This window comes from Collinsella aerofaciens (assembly GCF_040926405.1).
GTDB lineage: Bacteria > Actinomycetota > Coriobacteriia > Coriobacteriales > Coriobacteriaceae > Collinsella.
The window spans coordinates 1-21,396 of record NZ_JBCOIG010000014.1 but is presented as its reverse complement, the minus strand read 5'-3'; the positions used below and the strand labels follow the sequence as shown (position 1 = coordinate 21,396).

The window sequence follows — 21,396 nt, the reverse complement described above, 5'->3', positions numbered from 1 at the left end:
ATGCCGCTTCATCGATTTGTGATCAGTCGCGAACCTTTCCGATGCCGAGCGTACCACCGAAGATGCCCTGCGACGGGAGCTGTTGGTCAATTGGGATGAACTGTTCACCGTTAAGCCGGCCGGCTAGCAGCTAGCAATCAGGGGGACTGCGGGAACGCCAGAAGCGGCAACGCGAGCCGCAAAGCCCGCCTCGGTCAGCTCGATGACCTCGGTAAACGTTGCGTCGAAGAATTTCTCGGTCAGCAGGCGGTATGGCGGATGGTCGGGCTCGCCGGGGTTTTCGCGCACGATCTCGTGCATAACGCCGATGGTCTTGAGCACATACTCCTTATGGATGGGATACTGCCCAAAACGCGTCGCCGCAGTATACAGGCGATCGGTCGCGCGCGGAATCGAAACAATGCCGAGCGTCTTGCCAAACCAGTCAAAGTCGCCTTGCTTTTTAATGCGGAACTCCTCGCACGGCTTGCCGCCGTGCGCCTCCAGGTACTGATTCACGCGCGTATTCCATACGGTATCGGCCACCAGATGCGACCAGACACCCAGTGTCAAATCGAGCAACGACTGCGCCACATCTTCGGATGCAAGCGAGAACTCACAGGCGCCGGGACCGGCAACCGGCTCGGCATCCCTGTAGCGCTGGGGATAGTGCACGCGATTCAGTCGCTCGCGCTCATCGACAATCGAGGTGGCCGCGGCTGGCGCACCGGTGGGCGAACTTTTAAGCAACGGTGCCACATAGGTATCCCAGAACTCATGCTCACGAGGCTTAGGGATAGGCTCGGGCTTTGCAAAGTGCGTAATGCGGTACGGGATGGGATCGGCGATGCCAGGGACCATATAGCCCACGAAGATATCCGGAACCACGCAGCCAAACAAAAAGGCATTGCGGTCGCGCACGCTATTGGCAAGCGCACCGGTGCGCTCCAGCAAACGCTCCGTCTGAGCGATATGAATGTTCCAGCTTGGCATAGCCACCCCCATAAAAAACCTGGATAACTATACCATCACGGCAAAGCCGCGCGGGCGGCTACGCACGCTCTACGCAGCAACTAGTCCGTAGCACCGCTTTCGGTTCCATACGACGGCGAAGGCGCCTCGATCACATGGTGATATCGATCGATATAGATTGCACGGGCACCCAGGCGTCGCACCAAATCCTGGTGATGTGTGCTCATCAAGACCGTCTTACCCGCCGCGACGTAGGCCAGCAAGAAGTTGACCACAATGTCGCATGAATCCTCGTCGAGCCCATTGGTAGGCTCGTCGAGGACCAAGATATCCGGGTTCATCGACACCACCGCAGCCAGCGCAACGCGCTTCTTTTGCCCGCCCGAGAGCTGATAGGGAGAGGCGTCGGCAAGGTCGGCAACCTGGAACAGCCCCATGGCATCGCGCACGCGGCGCTCGAGCTCGTCTGCCGGCAGCCCCATCTGCGCGGGACCAAAAGCAACTTCCTCGCCCACCGTAGCGCAGAACAGCTGAGCATCGGCATTCTGAAACACAAAACCTACGCGCTGATGAAAACGCTGAGCGGCCGCGGAATCCTTTAGAAACGCCTCATCGATCACGTGCCCGTCAAACAGGTATGCCCCTGCATCCACGAGTTCAAGGCCGTTAATAAGACGCATAATCGTCGTCTTGCCGCAGCCGTTGGGACCGAGCAGGGCAACGAGTTCACCACGGTCCACGCGCAGCGAAACGCCGTCGACCACCGTATGGCCCGCATAGGAAAACACCACGTCGCGAAACTCGATGAGCGGCGTTGCCTCGGCGCCAACAGCACCGCTCGCGCCCATCGCGTCATTTGTATCGTTTGCCAAAACGTCGCCCTTCCCCATTTGCATCCCCAGTCGGAACCAGCAGCGCCTACAGCACGGCGCACAACACTGTCAGCAGCGCCACGCCGGCCGCATAGGCCGCATCGCGCCAGCCAAACCTGGCGCGCGCGGGAGCCGGATACGCACCGGCAAAGCCGCGGCAAAGCATAGCCTCGTCCATCGCGCGGCTGCATTTCATCGCCTTGATAAAGGTCATGCCCATGATACCCGCGATCGAATCGGTACGCGAAAATCCCTCGGGCGCACGGCCAACGCTGCGCAGCATGACCGATTCGCACAGATCGTGCGCCGTACGACCCAGCACCTCGATGTGCTTGAGCGCCATATCAAACGTAAAGATAACTTCGTCGGGTAGATGCAGCATCTTGAGCGCCGCCGACATGCGGCTCCACGTGAGGGTCCACGAAACACCCAGCACGAGCGACACGTTAATGAACGTCTTAAGCGCAATTTTGAGCATGGCACCCGCGGCAGAAGCGCCCAGCAGCAGGGCAGGCAGTGCCAGAACCACGGCAAACCCCGCGGCAGCCAACGCCGGCACAAAGGTCGCGCGCAGCCCGCGTACAGGGCGCACGGCAACGAGCACCAGCGCGATAGCCGCCATCAACATGATGTACAGCGGGCTCTGCGTCAGACACACGCACAGGACGCAAAAGAACATCCCCACCAGGCGCACCGGAGCCGAAACGCAAGAAAGGGCGCGGTCGACCATCGACCCGCCCTCGTGCGCGCCCCCGCCCAGGCGAACCCGCTCAAGCAGGCTCGCCAGGTGCAGGACGTTCTTTTGCATCACGCGATGACGAGCGCCCGTGGGCTCGTAACGCTGCTCGACCGCAAGCCAGCTAGGCAGCTCGACCATCGCCATGAGCACCGCTTTCCTTGACCGTCAGCGAGATCAGACGGAATGCGATGGTGAGCACCGCCACGCCAATCACGCCGGACAGGATATACATGGCAGCCTGACCGGCAAAGCCGAGACCCTGCTCCTCGGAATAGGCCTGCAGGTAATCACCCGTAGGCAGCGCATCGGCAAAGGTCGGGGTGTCGAGACCGACCGAAGCCTGCAGGCTGTCGTCGCCAACCTCCTGAACGGCGGTCGCGGCGCCCTCGGCGTCCCACTCACCCCAGGCGTCACCCGTGGCCAGCAGGCCCAGCGGCGTGGCCACGACAAGCACGGCAACCAAGATGAGCGTGGGGACCAGCGAGGTCTTCTTGGCAGCAGCGCCCTCGGCAGCAAGCTGTCCATCGGCGGCCTCGGGGCCGACGATAACGCTCGGCGCCGTCTTCTTGATAAAGCCGTAGATCGCGGCAGTCGCCACGCCCTCGACCACGCCGGCTGCCAACATATGCGGGATCATCATGGCCGGAATGGCAATGGACAGCGGGAAGGGGCAGTACAGCGGAGCGCCCGAAGCATTCGTGAAAAGCATCGGCTGAATACCAAACTCGATTGCTGCGCACAGGGCCGCCAGGCACAGGCCGACCCAGCCGCTTACGATGGCCGAAACCGAGGTGCCCCAGCTCTTGTCGTGCAAACGGCTGTTAAGCGCGCGGAACACGATGGCTGCGGCAAACGGCAACACGAAGGCCATGTTAAAGCAGTTAGCGCCAAAGGACAGGATGCCGCCGTCGCCAAACAGCAGCGCTTGCAGCGCCAGCGCGACCGAAACCGCGATAGCCGCGGCCTCGGGGCCCAGCAGCAGCGCGATGAGTGCGCCACCAACGGCGTGGCCTGTGGTGCCGCCAGGCAGCGGCACGTTGAACATCATGAGCAGGAAGGAGAACGCGGCGCAGATGCCCAGGAACGCCATGTGCTCGCGATCGAGCGTGGCGCGCACCTTCTTGATGCAGTGGATCCAAACGGGCACCATCGCCACCGCCATAACGGCATCGGTCTGCGGGGACAGATAATTATCTGGAATGTGCATGTACGCCTCCCGGTTATCGGCGCACGGAATTGCAACGCCGCTTGAATCACCTTTCCAGTGTTACGTAATGTCAGATTCGTAACACGCCGCGGGCTATCATAGCAAAACGGCGCACTGCCGACAAAGCAGCACGCCGTTATGTAATGCGCGTGTCATATATGCAGGCTCAACGGTGCCTTATACCGGGCACAGCAGTCACGTAGGACTCGGCAGCAGCCACCGCTGACCCATACCCCAGCGCAGGACCTAGCCGCGGACCTCGCCGTTTACGCCCTTGCACACCTTGGTGACGATCTTCTGGTGCGCTTTTTCGACCTCTTCGCTGGTGAGCGTGTGGTCGTCGGAGCGATACGTAAGCGCAAAGGCCATGGACTTCTTGCCCGCACCGATACGGACGGGATCGCGGTAGACGTCGAACAGGCGCACGCCCTCGAGCAGCTTGCCTCCGGCGCTGGTAATACGGCGCTCAAGATCCTCGCAGGTCACAGTGTTGTCGACCACGATAGCAAGGTCGTGCTCAACGGCCGGGTACTGCGAGAACTCGCGGTAGTTCTCCTGGTTGCAGGCGCCCTTGATCAGCTTGTCCAAGTCGAGCTCAAAGGCAACGACGACCTCGTCGATGCCCATGGCCTCGCGCGCCTTGGGGTGGATCTCGCCAACCCAGCCCAGCACGGTGCCGCCGGACAGAACCTCAGCCGCACGACCCGGCTGCAGGAAGGCATAGCCCTCGCCCTCGACGGGACGGAAGCGAACCTTCTCGATGCGCAGCTGAGCAAGCAGCTCCTCGACAATGCCCTTGCCAAAGAAGAAGCGCAGCTTACGGTACTTCATGTTCCAGGACCGCTCGCTCCACTGGCCCGAGAGCACGCCCGCCACGGACTTGGTCTCCTTGGGCAGGCTGGCGTTCTCGCGACCGTGGAACAAGCTGCCGACCTCGTACAGATGCACGTTGGGCGTGCCGTGGGCCTCGTTGTAGGCCACAGACTGCAACAGGCCTGGCAACAGCGAGCGGCGCATCTCGGTCTGCTCGGCTACCAGCGGGTTCATGAGCACCACGGGGCAACCGCGACCCTCGGTGGACATACCGATCTTCTCCAGGTCGCCCGGGGCGGCAAAGCCAAAAGTCGTGGTCTCGTTGAGGCCGCAGGCGCGCAGGATCTCGCCGACCTTACGAGTGAGCTTCTGCTCGCGGGTCAGACCGCCGATGTGGTTCTTGGCAGCCGGAATGGTCGCCGTCACGCGGCCCATGCCCCATAAGCGCAAGACCTCCTCGATCAGGTCGATCTCACGCGGCAGGTCGGGACGGAAGCTCGGCGGCGTGACCATAAAGTCCTCGCCGTCGCGCTCGACGGTGCAGCCCAGGCGGGTGAGCGAGCGCTCGATAAAGTCGGACTCGATGTCGGCACCGCAGATGGCGTGCACGCGGGCCAGGCGCAGCTTGATGCTGTCGATGGTCTTGGGCGCGGGGAACACGTCCACATAGCCGGGAGCGACCTCGCCGCCGGCGATCTCCTCAATCAGCGCGCAGGTAACGTTGGCAACATCCACGCAGCCGGTCTCGTCAACCTGGCGCTCAAAGCGAATGGAGGCGTCGGAGATCAGCGAAAGGTCGCGGCTGGTGTGCGAGGTGCGGCCGGCGTTGAAGCAGGCGCTCTCGACCATCACGTCAACGGTATCGTCCTCGATCTCGGAATCCATGCCACCCATAACGCCGGCCAACGCCACGGGGCGCTCGCCGTCGGTGATGAGGCCCATGCCGGCGTCGAGCACGCGCTCCTCGCCGTCGAGCGTCGTGAACTTCTCGTCCTGCTGGGCGGCACGAACCACCACACGACGGTGGCCATCGCGCTCGGCAAAGGTGTCCAGGTCAAAGGCGTGCAGCGGCTGACCGGTGAGCATCATCACGTAGTTGGTGATGTCGACGATGTTGTTGTGCGGGCGCACGCCTAGGGCGTTGAGGCGCTTGACCATCCAGTCTGGCGACGGGCCGACCTTGACGTTGCGCACGATGCGGGCAACGTAGCGGTCGCACAGGCCCTCGTCGGCGATCTCGACGGAAAGCTCGTCGTCGGTCGCGCGGCCGGTCTCGACCTTGATGGCGGGCAGCTCAACGTGGAAATCGCGGTCGAAGATGGCGCCGGTCTCGCGGGCCATGCCGATCATGGACAGGCAGTCGGGACGGTTGGGCGTGATCTCACAGTCGAGCACGGTGTCGCTCGAGCCCACGTACTCGGCAAACGGCATGCCGCAGGGCGTATCCTCGGGCAGGATCATAATGCCGGAGTGGTCGCCACCCAGGCCGAGCTCGCGCGCGGAGCAGTTCATGCCCATGGACACGACGCCGCGAAGCTTGCTCTTCTTGATCTTGACGTCGCCGGGAAGCACGGCGCCAATCATGGCCGTGACGATGTGGTCGCCGGCCTCGAAGTTCTGCGCGCCGCAGACGATCTGCAGCGGAGCGGGATTGCCGTCGGCGTCGAGATTCTTGTCGCCCACGTCGACCGAGCACACATACATGTGGTCGCTATCGGGGTGCGGGATCTTGGTGAGCACCTTGGCGGTCACCACGTGGTCGAAGGACTCGCCCACGGTGTCGATCGCCTCGACCTCGGTGCCGGTACGGATATATTCGTCCGAAAGGGTCTTGGGATCCTCCGGAATATCGATCATGGTCTTGAGCCAGTCGTAAGAAACACGCATCTAGCTCTCCTTTCATACTGAAAGCCTGCGAAGAGATGCAGGTGGAAACTTCAACTTTGTGAACATTCCTTACAAAGCGAGGGTTGTCCAAGTGCGGCAGATCGGCCCGAAAGAGGAGCGCCGCGTACTTTGGTACGCAAGCGACGAATGAGCGCCGAGGTGTCGTGCTTGGGCAAGCCGCAGCCTAGAACTGATTCAAGAAGCGCATATCGCCAGTCATGAGAGTTCTAAGGTCAGGCAAGTCGTAGCGCAGTGCCGCGACGCGCTCGGCGCCAATACCAAAGGCGAAGCCGGTGTACTTCTCGGGGTCGATGCCGCAGTTGATCAGAACGTTGGGGTCGACCATGCCGCAGCCCAGGATCTCAATCCAGCCGCTGTGCTTGCAGAAGTTGCAGCCCTTGCCGCCGCACACGTGGCAGCTCACGTCCACCTCGCAGCTCGGCTCGGTAAAGGGGAAGAAGTGCGGGCGGTAGCGCGTCTTGCGGTCCTCGCCAAACATGCACTTAACAAAGTAGTCGAGCGTGCCCTTAAGATCGCCAAAGGTGATACCCTCGTCGACGACCAGGCCCTCGATCTGATTGAACTGCGGCAGGTGGCAGGCGTCGGCCGTGTCGGGACGGTAGACGGTGCCCGGGCAGATCATGTAGATGGGCGGCTTTTGCGACTCCATGGTGTGGATCTGCACGCCCGAGGTCTGGGTGCGCAGCAGCACGTCGGACTCGCCGTGAGCGTGAGCCTCGGGATGCGCGACGCTGCCGGGGTTGTTGTCGACCACATAGAACGTGTCGCGAGCCGAGCGGCTCGGGTGATCCATGGGCGCGTTGAGCGCGGTGAAGTTGTAGTAGGAGGTATCGACCATAGGGCCGGACTCGACGGTGTAGCCGATGCCGCAGAAGATGTCCTCGGCCTCCTCGATGATCTGCTTGATCAGGTGCTGGTGACCGATCTGCGGACGGATGCCCGGCAGCGTGATGTCGACGGCCTCGTGCTCGAGTGCGTGCTTGAGGGCGGCGGCCTTCATCTCGGTGGTGCGCTCGTCGAGCATGCCCTCGATCAGCTGGCGCATCTCGTTGGCGCGTTTGCCCATCATGGGACGATCCTCGGGGGCGAGCTTGCCCATCATACGCATCAGGCCGGTGATACGGCCCTTGCGACCGAGCAGCTCAACGCGCGCAGCCTCGAGCTTGGCGGCGTCGTCGGCACCTGCGACGAGCTCCTTGGCCTCTTCCTCGAGTTTGACCAGATCATCAATCAGACTCATGTCTTCCCTTTCGTCTCTCGCGCTCCCCGCTTGCCGAGGCGGCTGCCGCCGTCTGACGTTGCGAAAACGCGGCCCGGTTCGGTAACAAAAAAACCGCCCTCGGGCATGTGCATTGCCCAAGGACGGTTGAATTCCGCGGTACCACCTTGTTTGACCCGGCGGATGTCTGGCCCGCCGCGCCCACTCTTTGCCCCTTGTCGCGAGGCTCACGGCTTCCCTACTGGGACATCGCCGCCGCTGGCCGCGCGCCCGTTGAGGTCGCTGCTCGGGAGTGAACGCTTGGCCCTTGCCACCGCAGGAAGGCTTGCAGCCCATGACCTTCCCTCTCTTGCCGGCGACGCGGCGGGCAAAACCCTCTCCGTCAACGCATTGGGCTATAGGATACCACATTGTGTGAGCGTATCGCCGCGTTCCGTTTTGTTCGTGCTGGGTACAAGGCAGGTAGCTGTGCAAACTGGCCGTGCGCCCATCTGTGGCGCTCGGCTCGCGAGATCAAGGATATGGTATGGGAAAGAAACACGATAAGAAGGCAGAGCCCGCAGCGGGCAAGACGCCCAAAGGCATGAAGGTCGATAAGACCGTCAAAAAATTCCGCAAGCTCGAGGGCAAGCTGTGGACCCGCGAGTACCTGCTCAAGATTGCCGAGTTTGACGGCGCGACCATTGCCCCCGCCAACGGCGCCGCAGCGCGCGCCGATGCCATGGGCACCCTTGCCGGCGAGCACCATAAGCTCCTGACCAGCGAAAAGTCCGTTGAGCTCGTACGCTCGCTGACGCGCGAGACCGTCGTCGGCGGCAAGATCAACGACCCGCAGCTGCTCGACGAGATCCGCGTGCTCGGCCGTGACCAGCGCGAGGCAAGCGTCATCCCCACCGAGGAGGCCGAGGCCTGGACCAGGCTCACCTGCGAGGCCGATGCCGTGTGGCACAAAGCCAAGACGGCCAATGACTGGGCGAGCTTTGAGCCCTATGTGGATAGAATCGTCGCCCAACTTAAGCATCAGGCCGAGCTCATGGACCCCAAGCGCGACCCATACGATGTTTGGCTCGACCAGTACGAGCGCGGCCTTTCCGCCAAGAGCTTCGATGCGTTTTGCGATGAGGTCAAGGCGACGGTCGTGCCGCTCGTGCACGCCATCGGCGAGCGCGGCCAGCAGCCCGCTGCCGACTTTTTGCACGCCCGCGTGCCCGAGGCCGCCCAGCGCGCCATGAGCTTCGACCTCATGAAGCTCGTCGGCCTGAACCTGGACGACACCACGCTTGCCTTTACCGAGCATCCGTTTAGCGAGGGCTTTGCCGTGGGCGATGCGCGCATCGCGACGCACATCTACGAGAACGACTGTATCTCCAACGTCTTCAGCATCATCCATGAGGCAGGTCACGCCATGTACGAGCTGGGCGTGAACCCCGCCTATGCGCGCACGTGCCTGGAGGGTGGCACCTCCATGGGCATCCACGAGAGCCAGAGCCGCTTTTTCGAGAACACCGTGGGTCGCAGCCGCGCCTTTATGGGACCGCTGCTCGAGGTGCTGCGCCGCCACGCACCCGAGGTCTACGGCGACGTCGACGAGGACACGCTCTACCACGCCGTGAACATCGCGCAGCCTTCGCTGATCCGCACCGAGGCCGACGAGCTCACCTATCCGCTGCACGTTATGGTGCGCTACGAGATCGAGCGCATGCTGTTTGCCGGCGAGGCCACGGCCAAGGACATCCCCGCGCTTTGGAATCGCTTTATGAACGAGTACCTGGGCATTTCCGTTCCCGACGACACGCGTGGTTGCCTGCAGGATACGCACTGGAGCGGCGGCTCGTTTGGCTACTTCCCTACGTATGCGCTGGGCAGTGCCTACGATGCCATGTTTGTGCCGGCCATGTGCCGCGACGGTGTCGACCTTAACGGCGCCTGTGCGAGCGGCGACCTGGCGCCCGTCCGCGCCTGGCTGGGCGAGCGCATTTGGCAGTGGGGCCGCGCCAAGGACGCGCCGGAGCTCATCAAGGGCGCCTGCGGCATGGCGTTCGATGCCCGCTACTACTGCAGCTACCTGCAGGACAAGTTCACCACGCTCTACGAGCTGTAAGGCATAACCGACACGCCAACGCAAAGGGGGCGCCGCGGAACCAATCCGCAGCGTCCCCTTTTTTCACCCAATAACTAGGTACCCAATGACTAGTTCGTTGACGCTAATGTCTTGGCAACGTCAGCGAAAACGACCCTAAGCGAGCAAGGTGACGTGAAATGAAAGGGCGCTGACCTTCTGGTCGCGCCCTTGAAATTGAACGTCAGACTGCCGCTTGGGGCCGTTTGCAGCGTCGAGCAGTTACGCGGTTTGGTAAAACCGCGTAACTAAAAAGCTTCCAGAGCGCTTGCGATGCGCTTCATGGCGGCGTCGGCGGCGGCTTGGTCGGGGGCTTCGGCCAAAACGCGGATCACCGACTCGGTTCCGCTCTTGCGCACCAGTACGCGGCCCTCGCCTGCCAGCGCGGCCTCGGCCTCGGCGATGGCGTTCTGCACGCCCATGTTCTCGAGCGCGGCGTCCTTGTCCGCCACGTGCACGGCCACCTGCGCCTGCGGCAGCAGCTTGCACGGAGCCGTGAGCTGCGAGAGCGTCTCGCGCTCGGCACGAATCACTTCCATCACGCGCAGCGAAGTCATAATGCCGTCGCCCGTGCGCTCGATATCGCCAAAGATCGTATGGCCCGTCTGCTCGCCGCCCAAGCTGTAGCCGCCCTCGCGCATCTTGGCATACACGTGACGGTCGCCCACGCCGCTGGTCACGGCGCTCAGACCGGCAAGCTCCAGCGACTTGACCAGGCCAAAGTTGCTGGCAATCGTCGGCACCACGGTACCGCCCGAGAGTCGCCCGTGCTTGTTCAGATACACGCCGCACACGTACAGGATCTGGTCGCCGTCTACCATGCGACCGCGCTCATCCACGGCCAGGCAGCGGTCGGCATCGCCGTCGTAGGCAAAGCCCACGTCCAGGCCCTGCTCCACCACGTGGCGTTGTAGGCGCTCCATATGCGTGGAGCCGCAGTCGACGTTGATGTTAAAACCATCAGGCGCGGCATTGATCACGCGCACGTCGGCGCCCAGCGCGTCAAACACCGGCTTGGCCACCGAGGAAGCCGAGCCGTTGGCGCAGTCAATACCGATCTTGACGCCCTGCAGCGAAAAGTTCGCGCTGGCGATGAGCGAAGCAATGTAGCGGTTGCGGCCCTGCATGTAGTCCACCGTGGCACCGATGTGGTTGCCCGTGGCCAGCGGAACTTCGCTCTTGCCATCGATGTAGTCCTCGATGAGCTCCAGCACGTCCTCGTCCATCTTAAAGCCATCGCTGTTGACGAGCTTAATGCCGTTATCGCAAAACGGGTTGTGGCTCGCACTGATCATGATGCCGCAATCGAAGCAGCCCTCCACGGTCTGATGCGCCACGCCCGGCGTCGGGATCACGTGCAGCATGTAGGCGTCCGCGCCGCTCGCGACCAGGCCGCTCACCAGCGCCGCCTCAAACATATAGCTCGAGCGACGCGTGTCCTTGCCCACGATGACGCGCGCCTTAGCACTGCGGTTGGCGCCGTAATACCAGCCCACAAAACGGCCAATCTTATAAGCGTGCTCTACCGTCAGCCCAACGTTGGCCTCACCGCGAAAGCCGTCGGTGCCAAAGTACTTCATGCGCTCTCCTTACAAAATAGGGGCGGACAGATTGCCTGTCCGCCCCAAAATGGTACTCGATTATCTGCGCTACCAGAAAAACCCTACGCCGACGCGCTGTCGCGAGCCGCCTGGCATGTAGGAGTCTGACGCAGTGTAAGCGGCTTGTCCCCCGCCTCGGCCGACGTGGTCAGCGTATACGTGATCGTCGTCGTCTCGCCAGCATGCAGGTCAACGGTACCCGAATAGAAGGGGATTCCATGCCACGTAGCGGCGCCAAGACCAAACTGGGTGCCCTCAACCGTAAGGTCACTGATGTTGCCGCCCGTCGGGGCAAACAGTGAGACATTCAGACGCTCGTCGTCGCGCGCGGCATCGGGCGCGCTCGCCGCGACGTAGTCGGGCAGCTTGCCGGCCTCCTCCTGCGTCATGATGTTCGTCAGGGTAACGGTGATGCGATAGGAACACGTGCCGTCGCCGTTCTTCACGCCCTGGCCAATCTGCGTGTCGGCGTTCAGATACCAGTCGAGCTTGGAAAAGCTCAGGTTGTTAAAGTAAACGCCGGCAACGGGATCGGCACTCGGATCATCCGGATCGGGCAGCGAGGCGTCAATGCCCGTCTCTTTGATGGCATTCTGCTCATCATCGTTTCTCATCCAAGCAATCAGACGGCCCTCTTCGGCACCGCGCTCGAATGCACCGACAAGCTTTGTAACGTCGACGTCACCGATGCCACCGAGAATCTTGTCGAAGGCAGCGCTGGCAACGGATGCAAAGATGCCGTCCGACTCCTCGACCGGATAGTTCCAGTACACATCGTGCATGAGGACCTTTGCGGCGTTGGTGCCGTCGACAACCGTTCCGTCGGGCAGCGACACGTTACCGACCAGGCCCAGCAGATACTGCAGGAACACCGGGTCGATACCCACGACGCCGTCAACGTCCTGCCCATACTGGGACTTCCACAGCGCGGCGACACGCTGCGAGTTGCGGGGCCAATCAGGCGAATAGGTATTGCCCGAGTTGTACAGGTTGCTGTGGTTGCCGAACAGCGCCTCATCCTCTTCGTCGACGCTCTCGACTGCCTCATCCTCGCTGAGTCCAATGCGGGGAACAAACTCGCCAATCGACATCTGGCCGTCGGTGACCGAAATCAGGCCCTGCGAACCGCCAAAGCCGCCGCAAGCACGAATCTCGACGTTGTTCATGGCGTACACAAGGTAGTTGCGCGTCTGGCCGTTGGCGCCGAGCATCTGGGGGAGGACGGGGGCGACCTTCTCCGCCGCGTCAACCGCACCGTTGAGGGTGGCAAAGCCGTCCTTGGCCTTATCGACCAGCTCGGTCACCTGGGAAATATGAGTATCGCCAATGCCCTGGACCTTCTCGTTGGCGCTCTTGAACACCTTCGAGCTGCTGGAAAGCGAATCGGCGACCGCCTGCAGCGCGGACACGTTAATCATGCCGTCCTGGAACAGCTTGCCGGGCGTAGCCTGCGAAAGGTTATCGGCCATGGGAACCAGCGCATTGCTCGAGACATCGGACAGGGCGTCGATCATGGTGCGGGCCGCATTGATATCGCTGCCATACACCGGGATAAACGAAGCCGCCGCCCACAGCGGGCTCGAGGTCTTCGCCTTCATGCTGTTACAGAGCTCATCGATCTTCTTCGCGTCGTCAGGCAGCGTCGAAAAATCGCCCGACGTGACCTTGTCCTTAAGGCCACCGACGATCTCGACAGCCTCCTTCGCTTCGCTCTTTACGGTCTTTGCCGAGTTAAGCAGCATAAAGCCGCTTGCGCCAAGCGCAACGAGAAGCACCGCGACTACAGCGGCAATAATGGCGCCGGTGTGACGCTTTTTGCGCTCGCCCTTGCGATGACGATGACGGACCAGACCGTCAGAGGTCGAACTCGACGAAGCGTCGCTACCGTAGTTCAAGCCAAAATCGTAATAATCTTCCTTGGAACCCGAGCCCGCAAACTCGGCACCGCTATCATCCAGGCGGGCGAACGTGCCAGTCTCGGAGGCGCCGGTGTAAATCGTGCCAAGGTTACCCGTAAGCCCCGCGCCACCGGCAGAGGGAGTATTGTTGGCGGCCTTGCCGGCATTAACGTTGCCGGCGGCATTCGCGGCGTTGGCAGCACCCGCGTTGTTCGCGGGTACCGAAGGAGCCCCGATCGGCTGCGACGCGGAGGTTGCACCGCCCGCAAAGACATTCCCTCTTGCACGGCCGGTCTTTTTTGCCTTTTGAGACTGCTCGTACAGAGCGGTAAACATCGCCGTCTCGCCCGGGGACACGCGCTTACCGGAACCGCCCTGTCCAGCGCCGCCCGGCGTGCCGGCCTTACCAGCCCCGTTCGGACGCGGCGGAACTGCAGGACGGCCGCTATCGCTGCCCTTAAAGTGATTACCAGCCATAAAGAAATCCTCGCAATTGAGTCGCAATGAAAAAGTCCATAACGTTACTAGTTTATGGCATTTTGGGCATCGACAGCTAAACTCCAGACACGGACGTCAATTGGCGAAAATGCGGCACAACACCTTTTCTGTCTTGGCGGCGGCGCCAGCTACACCGTGAGGAACATCATCACGATGATCATGGCAAAGCCGATAAGGTCGGTCGGCAAAAACACCGTGCCCAGCATAACGGCGCTGGTGATAGTCGCCGAAACCGGCTCCACAGTTCCGATGAGGCTCGCGCGCACCGAGCCGATGTCCTTAACGCCCTGCATATAAAGCATGTAAGCAAAAAACGAGCCGATAACCACGAACACCGCGAGCGCCTCGATGCCGGCAGCGTCGAGCGCCGGCATATGCGCCCAGGGCCGCACGAAGACACATGAAACCACGCCCGCCGTGAGCATTGCCGAGCCCGTGACGATGGGGCTACCGTATTCGGGCAGGATCTTGGCGGGAATCACCGCCATACACGCGGCGCTGACCGCACACATAAGACCTGCTGCCAGGCCAAGCGGCGAGATATTCAGGCTGGTGGGGTCGCCGCCGGTGGCGATTAAAAAGGTTCCACCCAGAGCTAGGCCAATGCCGATGACTTCGCGAGTACGTGGCATGCGGCGATCGATCACGCAGGTGTAGCCCATGATGATAACGAGCTGCAGGCACTGGAGCACCGTCGCGGTTCCGGCGTTCGTCAGGCGCACGGCCGAAAGATAGCAAAACTGGTTGAACAGCAGGCCAAAGGCGGTAAAGAGCAGCAGCTGCTTGCGATCGGCGGGTGTGGTCCAGAGCTTAATCAGGCGCTCGCGGTCGCGCGTAACAACCACGGCCATAAAGAGTAGACCGGCGAGAATCTGACGTACGCTCATAAGCCACAAGGTGTCGACGTGGTAGGTATCGAACAGAAAGCTCGCGCTGGTGCCCGAGAAGCCCCAAAACGAACCGCCCACCAGCGTAGCCAAGACGCCCGTGATCATCTTGCGCGACGACGCATCGTTAAGGCGCTCGCGCCAGGCGCGGCGGGTGCTACGGCTGAGCTCGTCGGTGCCCTCGGGCACATCAATGTTCGATATATCGGTCATCGGCACCGAAGCCCCTGCGCCTTCGACCTGCTCGACACACTCTTTGCTCATTCCACTCCCCCGAAACAGTCTGGAAGCAATTCGGCTTACCTTACCACGGCAAAGGCACCAGCTGGAGGCTTGTCCGTTTATCGGTAGGACAATTCCGCAGACGTCTTTCCATAGCTCGATACCACAATGGGCTTGCATTATGCAACAGCCAAATCGCGGCAGCAGGCTCTTTTGAAATGGATATGACAAAGCCCCCGAATTCCACAATGTAAGCGATTTTTAAAAATGTTCTTGCCACCGAGTTCAGGCTCCGTTATATTATCCCTTGCGCGCTTGCGCACCCTTGATCGGGCGTTTAGCTCAGGGGGAGAGCGCTTCCCTGACACGGAAGAGGTCAGAAGTTCAAATCTTCTAACGCCCACCAAATGTTCACAGCTCAGAGGCTATGTCTCTGAGCTGTTTTGTTTTATGTCGCCAAATCCGCTGGCAACTCCAACCGTCATCGCAACGTAACATCAATTCACCTGACGAATGGCTGCCAAACAAATTCAATACCCCAACATCAACAACAGCCGGGCACAAAACTGCGCCGCAAACTGCTCCAACCACCCTGCCCATGTACAAAACCGCGTCAGCGACCCAAGTGCCTATCCCGGCTGACTCCGTAGTCAATCAAAACCGCCCCAATAGCCACCGAGGCCGAGACCAACACGTCTCGAACCCATCCGCACCGCAACTTCTCGGCAAAACGCCGCGATGTCTGCGCCCTGCGGTATCCTTGAGCCACTTGCACCTGCAGCACCAAGGAGCCGCCATGCGCACCGAGCTCGATGTCCCCTTTTCGCACAAAGAAGAAGCCAAGGCGCTGGGCGCCAAATGGGACCGGACCAAGAAGATCTGGTATGTACCCAGCGGCGTCAACCCCGAGCCCTTTGCCGAGTGGCTGCCCGGTGTTGACCGATTCGACCCCTCAGCGCCGTATATATATCTAGTACTGGGCGAGCGCGAGTGCTGGAAGTGTCACAAAGAGACCTCGGTCGCGGCCTTCGGCATTCCCTATCGAACCGATAACGACGAGAGCATCGCCATCGCGCACGCGCCCAACGAAGCTGGGCACATTGCCATCGACACGGCCAACGCCAACGCACTCGCCATCGTGCCCGCTCTTGGCTGCGTGCCGGGCGAGATCCGCGACTACCTTCATAAGCGCTGCGGCTACAAGCCCGTAGGCGCGCGAGCCTCCAAAGCCCCGTCGCTCGGCAACACGTGCACCAGTTGCGACGCGCTGCAAGGCAGTCGCTATCTGTTCGAGGAGCCCTCGTCCCCGTTTGCCCTCACTGCCATCAACAAGCTGCCGGCACTGCAGTTTATACGCGTCGAAGTTGCCGGCGTCTTTGGCGTCCCGGCCACGCGTACCAATTTTGACCAGGCGCTCTTTACCTGGGCACGCGACCATCACGCCGAGTTCCACAAGCAGCTCGGTGAGGGGATTTATTTGTAGGGACGGAGAGGCCTTCACAGTCAGCTCCTCCGCATCACCTATCCCTCGTCGCCGGCGTCGTACACGATATCGAGGCCACAAACAGGGCATTTCTCCGGATACACCGGCATATGAACGCCTGTCCGTTTTCTCACTTCGTCGCTGAGCCTGTCGCGCGCATCGATGAACCGAATGTCGAGACACGGTATTTGCGAGCCGCAGCAAGGGCAGGCGACGACAAACGACCCGCGATCAACCTCTACGCTCGGAAACATATTGTTGTCGATAAGGGCACACGGCAGTTTTCCGTACTTCCCCATCGCAATATCGCCTCGCCAGCTCATACACGCTCCCCTCTCGCTATACAAATCAGGAAGAGCATGCACCGGCGAGCGTACGCGAGATTGCATCGCCACGCGATCCGATCAAACAACACGATCGTCAAAGAATGCCAAAGCCAAATACGCTAATACGGCAGAAGCCCCGCCTTTTCACGCTTCTTTTCCGAGCGATCGAACTCAATGCGATGGGCCTCAAGAAACACCGTATTGGGTCGCCACTGACGCTCATTCGGCTGCCTTAGCGTCGCACCCGCAAAGGAAGCGTAGTCAGTCTTATCCAGCAGGTACGATCCGCACAGCCGATATTCGCCGCAAACAGGCTCAAACGAAATCAGGTGAGCATCAAATAGGGAATGAAGGTCGCGCCGAAGCAGAATGCCGTTGCTGGCAACCTGCGATTTGGGTCCCGAGTAATTCTCGATATGCGCAGCCTCCAGAGCTTCACTGACGCCGCAGTCCGACACCGCGCAACGGCCGTCATAGGCGGCAACGAGCTGTTTGCGGAACCATTGTTGCCCCAATCGCTCGCGCCTTAACGCATAGCGGACCTTTTCGTCGTCGGTCGCACCCTGTCCGGCAAACTCAATATCGACGGGCATGCGCTTCAGATAACTCATGTCGGGCGCAAAACGAGGGTCCGGCCCGCCTTTATGAACAGGACCGTGCAGAACAAACCATCCGTTTTCGGGCTCGAACCGCTCAACAAACGCAAGGCCGAGCACCTTATAGCCCACCTCGGTTGCAAATATGACTCCGACTGGAACGCCGCATTCCATGCAGTTGAGCATTTTACGGTTGTAATTCTGGTCTCGAAAACCAACGGTACCCGGCGCTTGAACCGAGTACTTAATGACCCACGTACCATCGTCCAAATAGAGCGGAGGCACATCGGTGTAGAAGCTCTTTTTAGAGTTATGGACCGAAAGCGCAAAGATCTTATTGGGATCTTGCTTCACCCGATCCTGGCCCGGCCAGAAGATCCCTGAATCCCGCGTTACGGGAAAGAAGTCCGAGCCAATTCTCAAACGATACTGATACTGAGGGCTATCTTCCTTGGTGTGGTGCGGAAGGCTGGTCCAAACGCCGCCGCGCTGCTCCTCACCCAGAAACCACTCCCATGCCTCAACGTATTCAGAAGGCACGAGACTGCAGGCACGGTCATAGCTTGGTCCATCCATCAACGGAACAGCAAGGTCAATGTCGTTCATCGCCAGCACCTACAACCATACGAACGCGAGTCATGCCCCTCAATAATATGACCGAGAGTCAATTATTACGAGATCTCATTCCGCGATCGGCACATCGTTGATGCTCTCGGTTTGCCGCTGGCGCGCTCGTACCCCGCTACCCCACTCCTCTGTATACTGATGTAGCACGTGTTTCATCCGGGCTTGTTGGACCGGATTGTTCATGGGAGGGTCTTATGGCTGCTTCGAATCCGCCTAAGGGGAGCGTTTCTTCTTCGTCCATCAAGCCGGTTACGCGCAAGGCCGTGCGTTGCCAGCGCGAGGTCGCTTGGCTTGTCACGCAGGCGGCGGGCAGGCTCGTGGCGACCACTCAGGACGTCAACGCGCCTACGCCGAGCTTTGTGCTGGCAGCGGCGCTGGATTTTGTGCGCCAATTGGAGCTTGCCGCACAGGATGCCAGCGGCCACCTCGACTACCAGAATGTTATGGCGCCCGACCTGCAAACGTTCTGCCACATGGCCAAGTTGCCCGCCGCGCCCAATGCGCTTTCGGACGCAGGCTACATGTTTACGCTTTCGGGCGCGGACCTTATCCGCGACATCTATACATACTGCAGCGAGCTCGCCGAGCGCCATGTCTTTGACGCGGCTGAAGTCAAACCGGGATATGTCATCAAGCTGGTTCTTAGGCTGTTCTTGATGGACGGGTTCGCGGCCATGCCGGCGTAAGCCGAGTCTTTAGCATCACCGTCAACTGGGCAACAACCGCTTAACCTTAGTGGGCGCCAATCGAGAGTCGATTATTGGGTCGCCTCGTCCGCTAACGCATTTATTCCACGCGCTCCAACAGTCGATACTTGCGGTTGCGGCTCGTCGCCGGCGCCGTGGGCTCAAGCTCGCCTTGAGCAATGAGCGCGTTGACGCGCGACCTAACCTGGGAAATTGTGAGCCCCGTGTGCTCTGCCAGCTCACGCGTCCCCAGCTCGCCGTAATGTTTGAGTGCCGTCACAATTAAGCCCCCGCCATGATCGACCGGCTCGATCTTTGAACGGTAAAGTACGACCTTGAACCGATCGAACCCCGGGCAGAACAGGGGCTCGGCCAGACCATGCGCGCGCATGGCATCGATCATCATCGGGATGCCCGAGCCATTGCCCTCAGCCGGCGAACCTGCGCCATCCGGCAGCGGGACAATCGACATGAGTTTCACGAGCGTCGCGTTACGGCATCGGGAGCTGCCGTCAAACAAGTTCTCGCGAGTCTTTCCCCCGTATAGGCCGCCGGGGTTCGTCACCTCGATACGGTCATCAAAGACGTCAACAGCGATCGACTGCCCACAGAACCGATCTCCGTATTCTCGGTGGATTACGGCGTTGGCAATTGCCTCGCGCAGGACCTCCTCGGGAACCTCCAGCGAGTCGACACGCGAGACGCCTTGGATCGTCGAGGTTCGCCGCAAATTCTTGGCGATTGCCGCGACGGCATCCGAGATCATTTCGCCCAACGTTCCCTCGCAGATCGTACGGTCCATGAACCTCAACGACCCCGCCGCGCCCTTCTGCGTTCCGGCATAGACCGCCACATCGATAAAGAGCTTGGGATAGAACTGCTGAGGATAGGCACCCGCAGCCAGGAGTCCGGCCTTAGTGACATTGCCCTGGGAGTCGAGGAAATTCAGGCGCTCCAGCTTCGTTTTCTTGTCCGGCGCGCCGCGCATCGCACGAGGTGTCAGTGAGAAAGCACGCTCTATCGTGCGGTCGACCAGGGCCTCGTCAAGATCGCCTGCGACCGCGCCGGGCACTGCATCGCGATCACTGGGGCTCGCCCGTTCATACGATGACAAGGACAGGACCTCGGTCGACGAGAGCGGAACATCTTTATCATCGATGCGTTTGTAGCTGCCGCCTTGAGCGCCCCGCTCTATGACATAACAAGGCTTGCTCGACGGGTCGAGCTCCTCAATCGTGATGACCAGAACCACGGTGCCCTGGAGCTCCACGCGTTCAATGGTGTATTTGGGCGGATTGGCCAGTTTTCCGCGCCCGCCGGCATCACCCATGCCCGCTACGAATTGGTTGAGCACCTTCTCGGTCTCAAAGTTCTCAACCGGGACAAAGCCCGCGCGCTCGCTCACGCCGAGCACGATAATTCCGCCAGCGGTATTCGCGAATGCGCTAACCGTTTCCCATACGTCGCGGGAAAGCGTCGTGGCGCTCTCCTTGACCTCGACGTTAAGATCGTCCGAGCCCATGCGCCTTAAAGACTCGAGCAGACCGGTCAGCTCGTTTTCGTTCATCTGCATGTCCTTTCGCTCGGCCCGGCGGAGAATGCCGCGAATAGATTTCCTTCGTCTCTCAGTTATCTCTCGTAATTATCTCTCACCTTTCTGCTATCTCTCATATTAGAGATAAGTGAGAGATGAAAGATAAGATATCTGCCATTTGTTTCATTTAAACATGTTTTTGCTGGTAGAACAATCAGTATTGAGACAATACCATGATTGCTTGTCTCTTTGCTGATCAGTTATCTCTCATATTTATCTCTCGTCTTTCTGTTATCTCTCATATTAGAGACGAGTGAGAGATGAGAGATACGTGAGTGATGCATGAGCCTAGACTATTGGACGGTTAGAAAATCCCTCAAACAAAAAACGGGGCCGGCCTTACGCCGAACCCCGTTTTCAAACGGACAGTTAGTTATCCAACGCGCGAGCAAAGCAGTCAACATTACGCCGCTGCGAACACTCCCAAGCCCGTTCCGATGATGCAGATCGCGAAGATGCCAATAATAATCCAAATGGTCTTGACACCCTTTTTATAGAGGACAACGCAAGCGAACGTTGCCAGCAAAGGCAGCAGACCGGGGAAGATCGAATCGAACAGATCCTGCAGGACAATCTCCGAACCACCCACATCAAAGGTCAAAGCTGTGGACAGCGAGACCTGTGCCGCAATCATTGCGCCAATGACGGTCATTCCGAGGACACCGGCAGCATGCGTCATGCGAGACATGAGGTTGTTCTCTTCGGACTGCTGCAGGAACTTGGTTCCCAGGTCGTATCCCAGATGGGCTGCGACGATACGCGTTGCAAGGTTAATCACGGAGTAGATGAGCGCGTACACGATGGGGCCGAGCGGGTTGCCCGTCGACGCGATGCCAATACCAATGCCGGCGGCGACCACGCGGAACGTACCCCAGTAGAACGAATCGCCGATGCCGGAAAGCGGTCCCATGAGGCCGACCTTCATGGCGTTAATCGAGGACGTGTCGAAGTTCTTATCGGCAGCCGCCTGCTCTTCCATCGAAACCGTTAGGCCGGCTACAAACGGAAGCACATGAGGCGTGATGTTAAAGAACTCGGTATGGCGATCAAGCGCCGCATAGTAATCGTCGTCGGATCGCGTCGGAAATGTTGGTGTAAGCGCGCCGACGGCTGACCGCCAAACGCAAGCGGCCCCTGTCCTAGAATCTGG

Annotated in this window: 16 protein-coding genes and 1 tRNA gene; 4 read left to right on the top strand and 13 right to left on the bottom strand. The window is 60.4% G+C overall.

Annotated elements, in window-relative coordinates; translation table 11 throughout:
• Positions 1-123: 123 nt before the first annotated feature.
• The 6 genes from AB5758_RS06275 to pheS form a co-directional block, all read right to left on the bottom strand.
• Positions 124-972: a hypothetical protein gene (locus AB5758_RS06275; protein ID WP_349116364.1), complete on the bottom strand. Its 849-nt coding sequence runs from the start codon at positions 970-972 to the stop codon at positions 124-126.
• 80 nt (positions 973-1,052) lie between these two features.
• The gene (locus AB5758_RS06270; RefSeq protein ID WP_229090555.1) at positions 1,053-1,823 is read right to left on the bottom strand and encodes an energy-coupling factor ABC transporter ATP-binding protein; all 771 of its coding nucleotides are present in this window, start codon (positions 1,821-1,823) and stop codon (positions 1,053-1,055) included.
• A 46-nt stretch (positions 1,824-1,869) separates the two neighbouring features.
• Positions 1,870-2,706, bottom strand: coding sequence for an energy-coupling factor transporter transmembrane component T family protein (locus AB5758_RS06265; RefSeq protein ID WP_270226119.1), 837 nt, complete (start codon positions 2,704-2,706; stop codon positions 1,870-1,872).
• The gene (cbiM, locus tag AB5758_RS06260; protein WP_270226120.1) at positions 2,684-3,769 is read right to left on the bottom strand and encodes a cobalt transporter CbiM; all 1,086 of its coding nucleotides are present in this window, start codon (positions 3,767-3,769) and stop codon (positions 2,684-2,686) included. The genes AB5758_RS06265 and cbiM overlap by 23 nt, the downstream gene beginning before the upstream one ends.
• Positions 3,770-4,015: 246 nt before the next feature.
• Positions 4,016-6,469 carry a phenylalanine--tRNA ligase subunit beta gene (gene pheT / locus AB5758_RS06255; RefSeq protein WP_368141541.1) on the bottom strand — a complete coding sequence of 818 codons (2,454 nt, stop codon included), beginning with the start codon at positions 6,467-6,469 and terminating at the stop codon, positions 4,016-4,018.
• A gap of 184 nt (positions 6,470-6,653) precedes the next feature.
• Positions 6,654-7,730 carry a phenylalanine--tRNA ligase subunit alpha gene (pheS, locus tag AB5758_RS06250; RefSeq protein WP_035136801.1) on the bottom strand — a complete coding sequence of 359 codons (1,077 nt, stop codon included), beginning with the start codon at positions 7,728-7,730 and terminating at the stop codon, positions 6,654-6,656.
• A 505-nt stretch (positions 7,731-8,235) separates the two neighbouring features.
• On the opposite strand from pheS, the gene AB5758_RS06245 reads away from it, so the two are divergent.
• Positions 8,236-9,810, top strand: coding sequence for a carboxypeptidase M32 (locus tag AB5758_RS06245; RefSeq protein ID WP_270226122.1), 1,575 nt, complete (start codon positions 8,236-8,238; stop codon positions 9,808-9,810).
• Between the two features lie 266 nt (positions 9,811-10,076).
• Here the strand turns inward: AB5758_RS06245 and glmM are convergent, their stop codons facing one another.
• From glmM to AB5758_RS06230, 3 genes are all read right to left on the bottom strand, one after another.
• Positions 10,077-11,408 (bottom strand): phosphoglucosamine mutase, encoded by a 1,332-nt coding sequence (gene glmM, locus AB5758_RS06240; RefSeq protein ID WP_270226124.1) that lies wholly within the window; start codon positions 11,406-11,408, stop codon positions 10,077-10,079.
• 83 nt (positions 11,409-11,491) lie between these two features.
• Positions 11,492-13,804, bottom strand: a complete 2,313-nt coding sequence (locus tag AB5758_RS06235) for a DUF4012 domain-containing protein (protein ID WP_270226126.1) — start codon at positions 13,802-13,804, stop codon at positions 11,492-11,494.
• A gap of 149 nt (positions 13,805-13,953) precedes the next feature.
• Entirely contained in the window at positions 13,954-14,976 is a 1,023-nt protein-coding gene (locus AB5758_RS06230; RefSeq protein ID WP_368141542.1) for a DMT family transporter, read from the bottom strand.
• A gap of 289 nt (positions 14,977-15,265) precedes the next feature.
• Here AB5758_RS06230 and AB5758_RS06225 point away from each other — a divergent pair.
• Together AB5758_RS06225 and AB5758_RS06220 are read left to right on the top strand one after the other, a co-directional pair.
• Positions 15,266-15,340 (top strand) — tRNA-Val (locus AB5758_RS06225).
• Between the two features lie 390 nt (positions 15,341-15,730).
• Positions 15,731-16,417 (top strand): DUF5710 domain-containing protein, encoded by a 687-nt coding sequence (locus AB5758_RS06220; protein WP_368141543.1) that lies wholly within the window; start codon positions 15,731-15,733, stop codon positions 16,415-16,417.
• Positions 16,418-16,455: 38 nt separating this feature from the next.
• On the opposite strand, the gene AB5758_RS06215 is transcribed toward AB5758_RS06220, so the two are convergent.
• Both AB5758_RS06215 and AB5758_RS06210 read right to left on the bottom strand, forming a co-directional pair.
• Positions 16,456-16,740: a hypothetical protein gene (locus AB5758_RS06215; RefSeq protein WP_368141544.1), complete on the bottom strand. Its 285-nt coding sequence runs from the start codon at positions 16,738-16,740 to the stop codon at positions 16,456-16,458.
• A gap of 122 nt (positions 16,741-16,862) precedes the next feature.
• Positions 16,863-17,945 (bottom strand): HNH endonuclease, encoded by a 1,083-nt coding sequence (locus AB5758_RS06210; protein WP_195543795.1) that lies wholly within the window; start codon positions 17,943-17,945, stop codon positions 16,863-16,865.
• 215 nt (positions 17,946-18,160) lie between these two features.
• Here AB5758_RS06210 and AB5758_RS06205 point away from each other — a divergent pair, with 215 nt between their 5' ends.
• Complete coding sequence (locus AB5758_RS06205) at positions 18,161-18,652, top strand: hypothetical protein (RefSeq protein ID WP_055309616.1); 492 nt, start codon at positions 18,161-18,163, stop codon at positions 18,650-18,652.
• Between the two features lie 100 nt (positions 18,653-18,752).
• On the opposite strand, the gene AB5758_RS06200 is transcribed toward AB5758_RS06205, so the two are convergent.
• Entirely contained in the window at positions 18,753-20,219 is a 1,467-nt protein-coding gene (locus AB5758_RS06200; RefSeq protein WP_368141969.1) for an ATP-binding protein, read from the bottom strand.
• A gap of 430 nt (positions 20,220-20,649) precedes the next feature.
• A partial coding sequence (locus AB5758_RS06195; protein WP_368152430.1) for a PTS system mannose/fructose/sorbose family transporter subunit IID occupies positions 20,650-21,396 on the bottom strand: 747 nt, incomplete at its 5' end.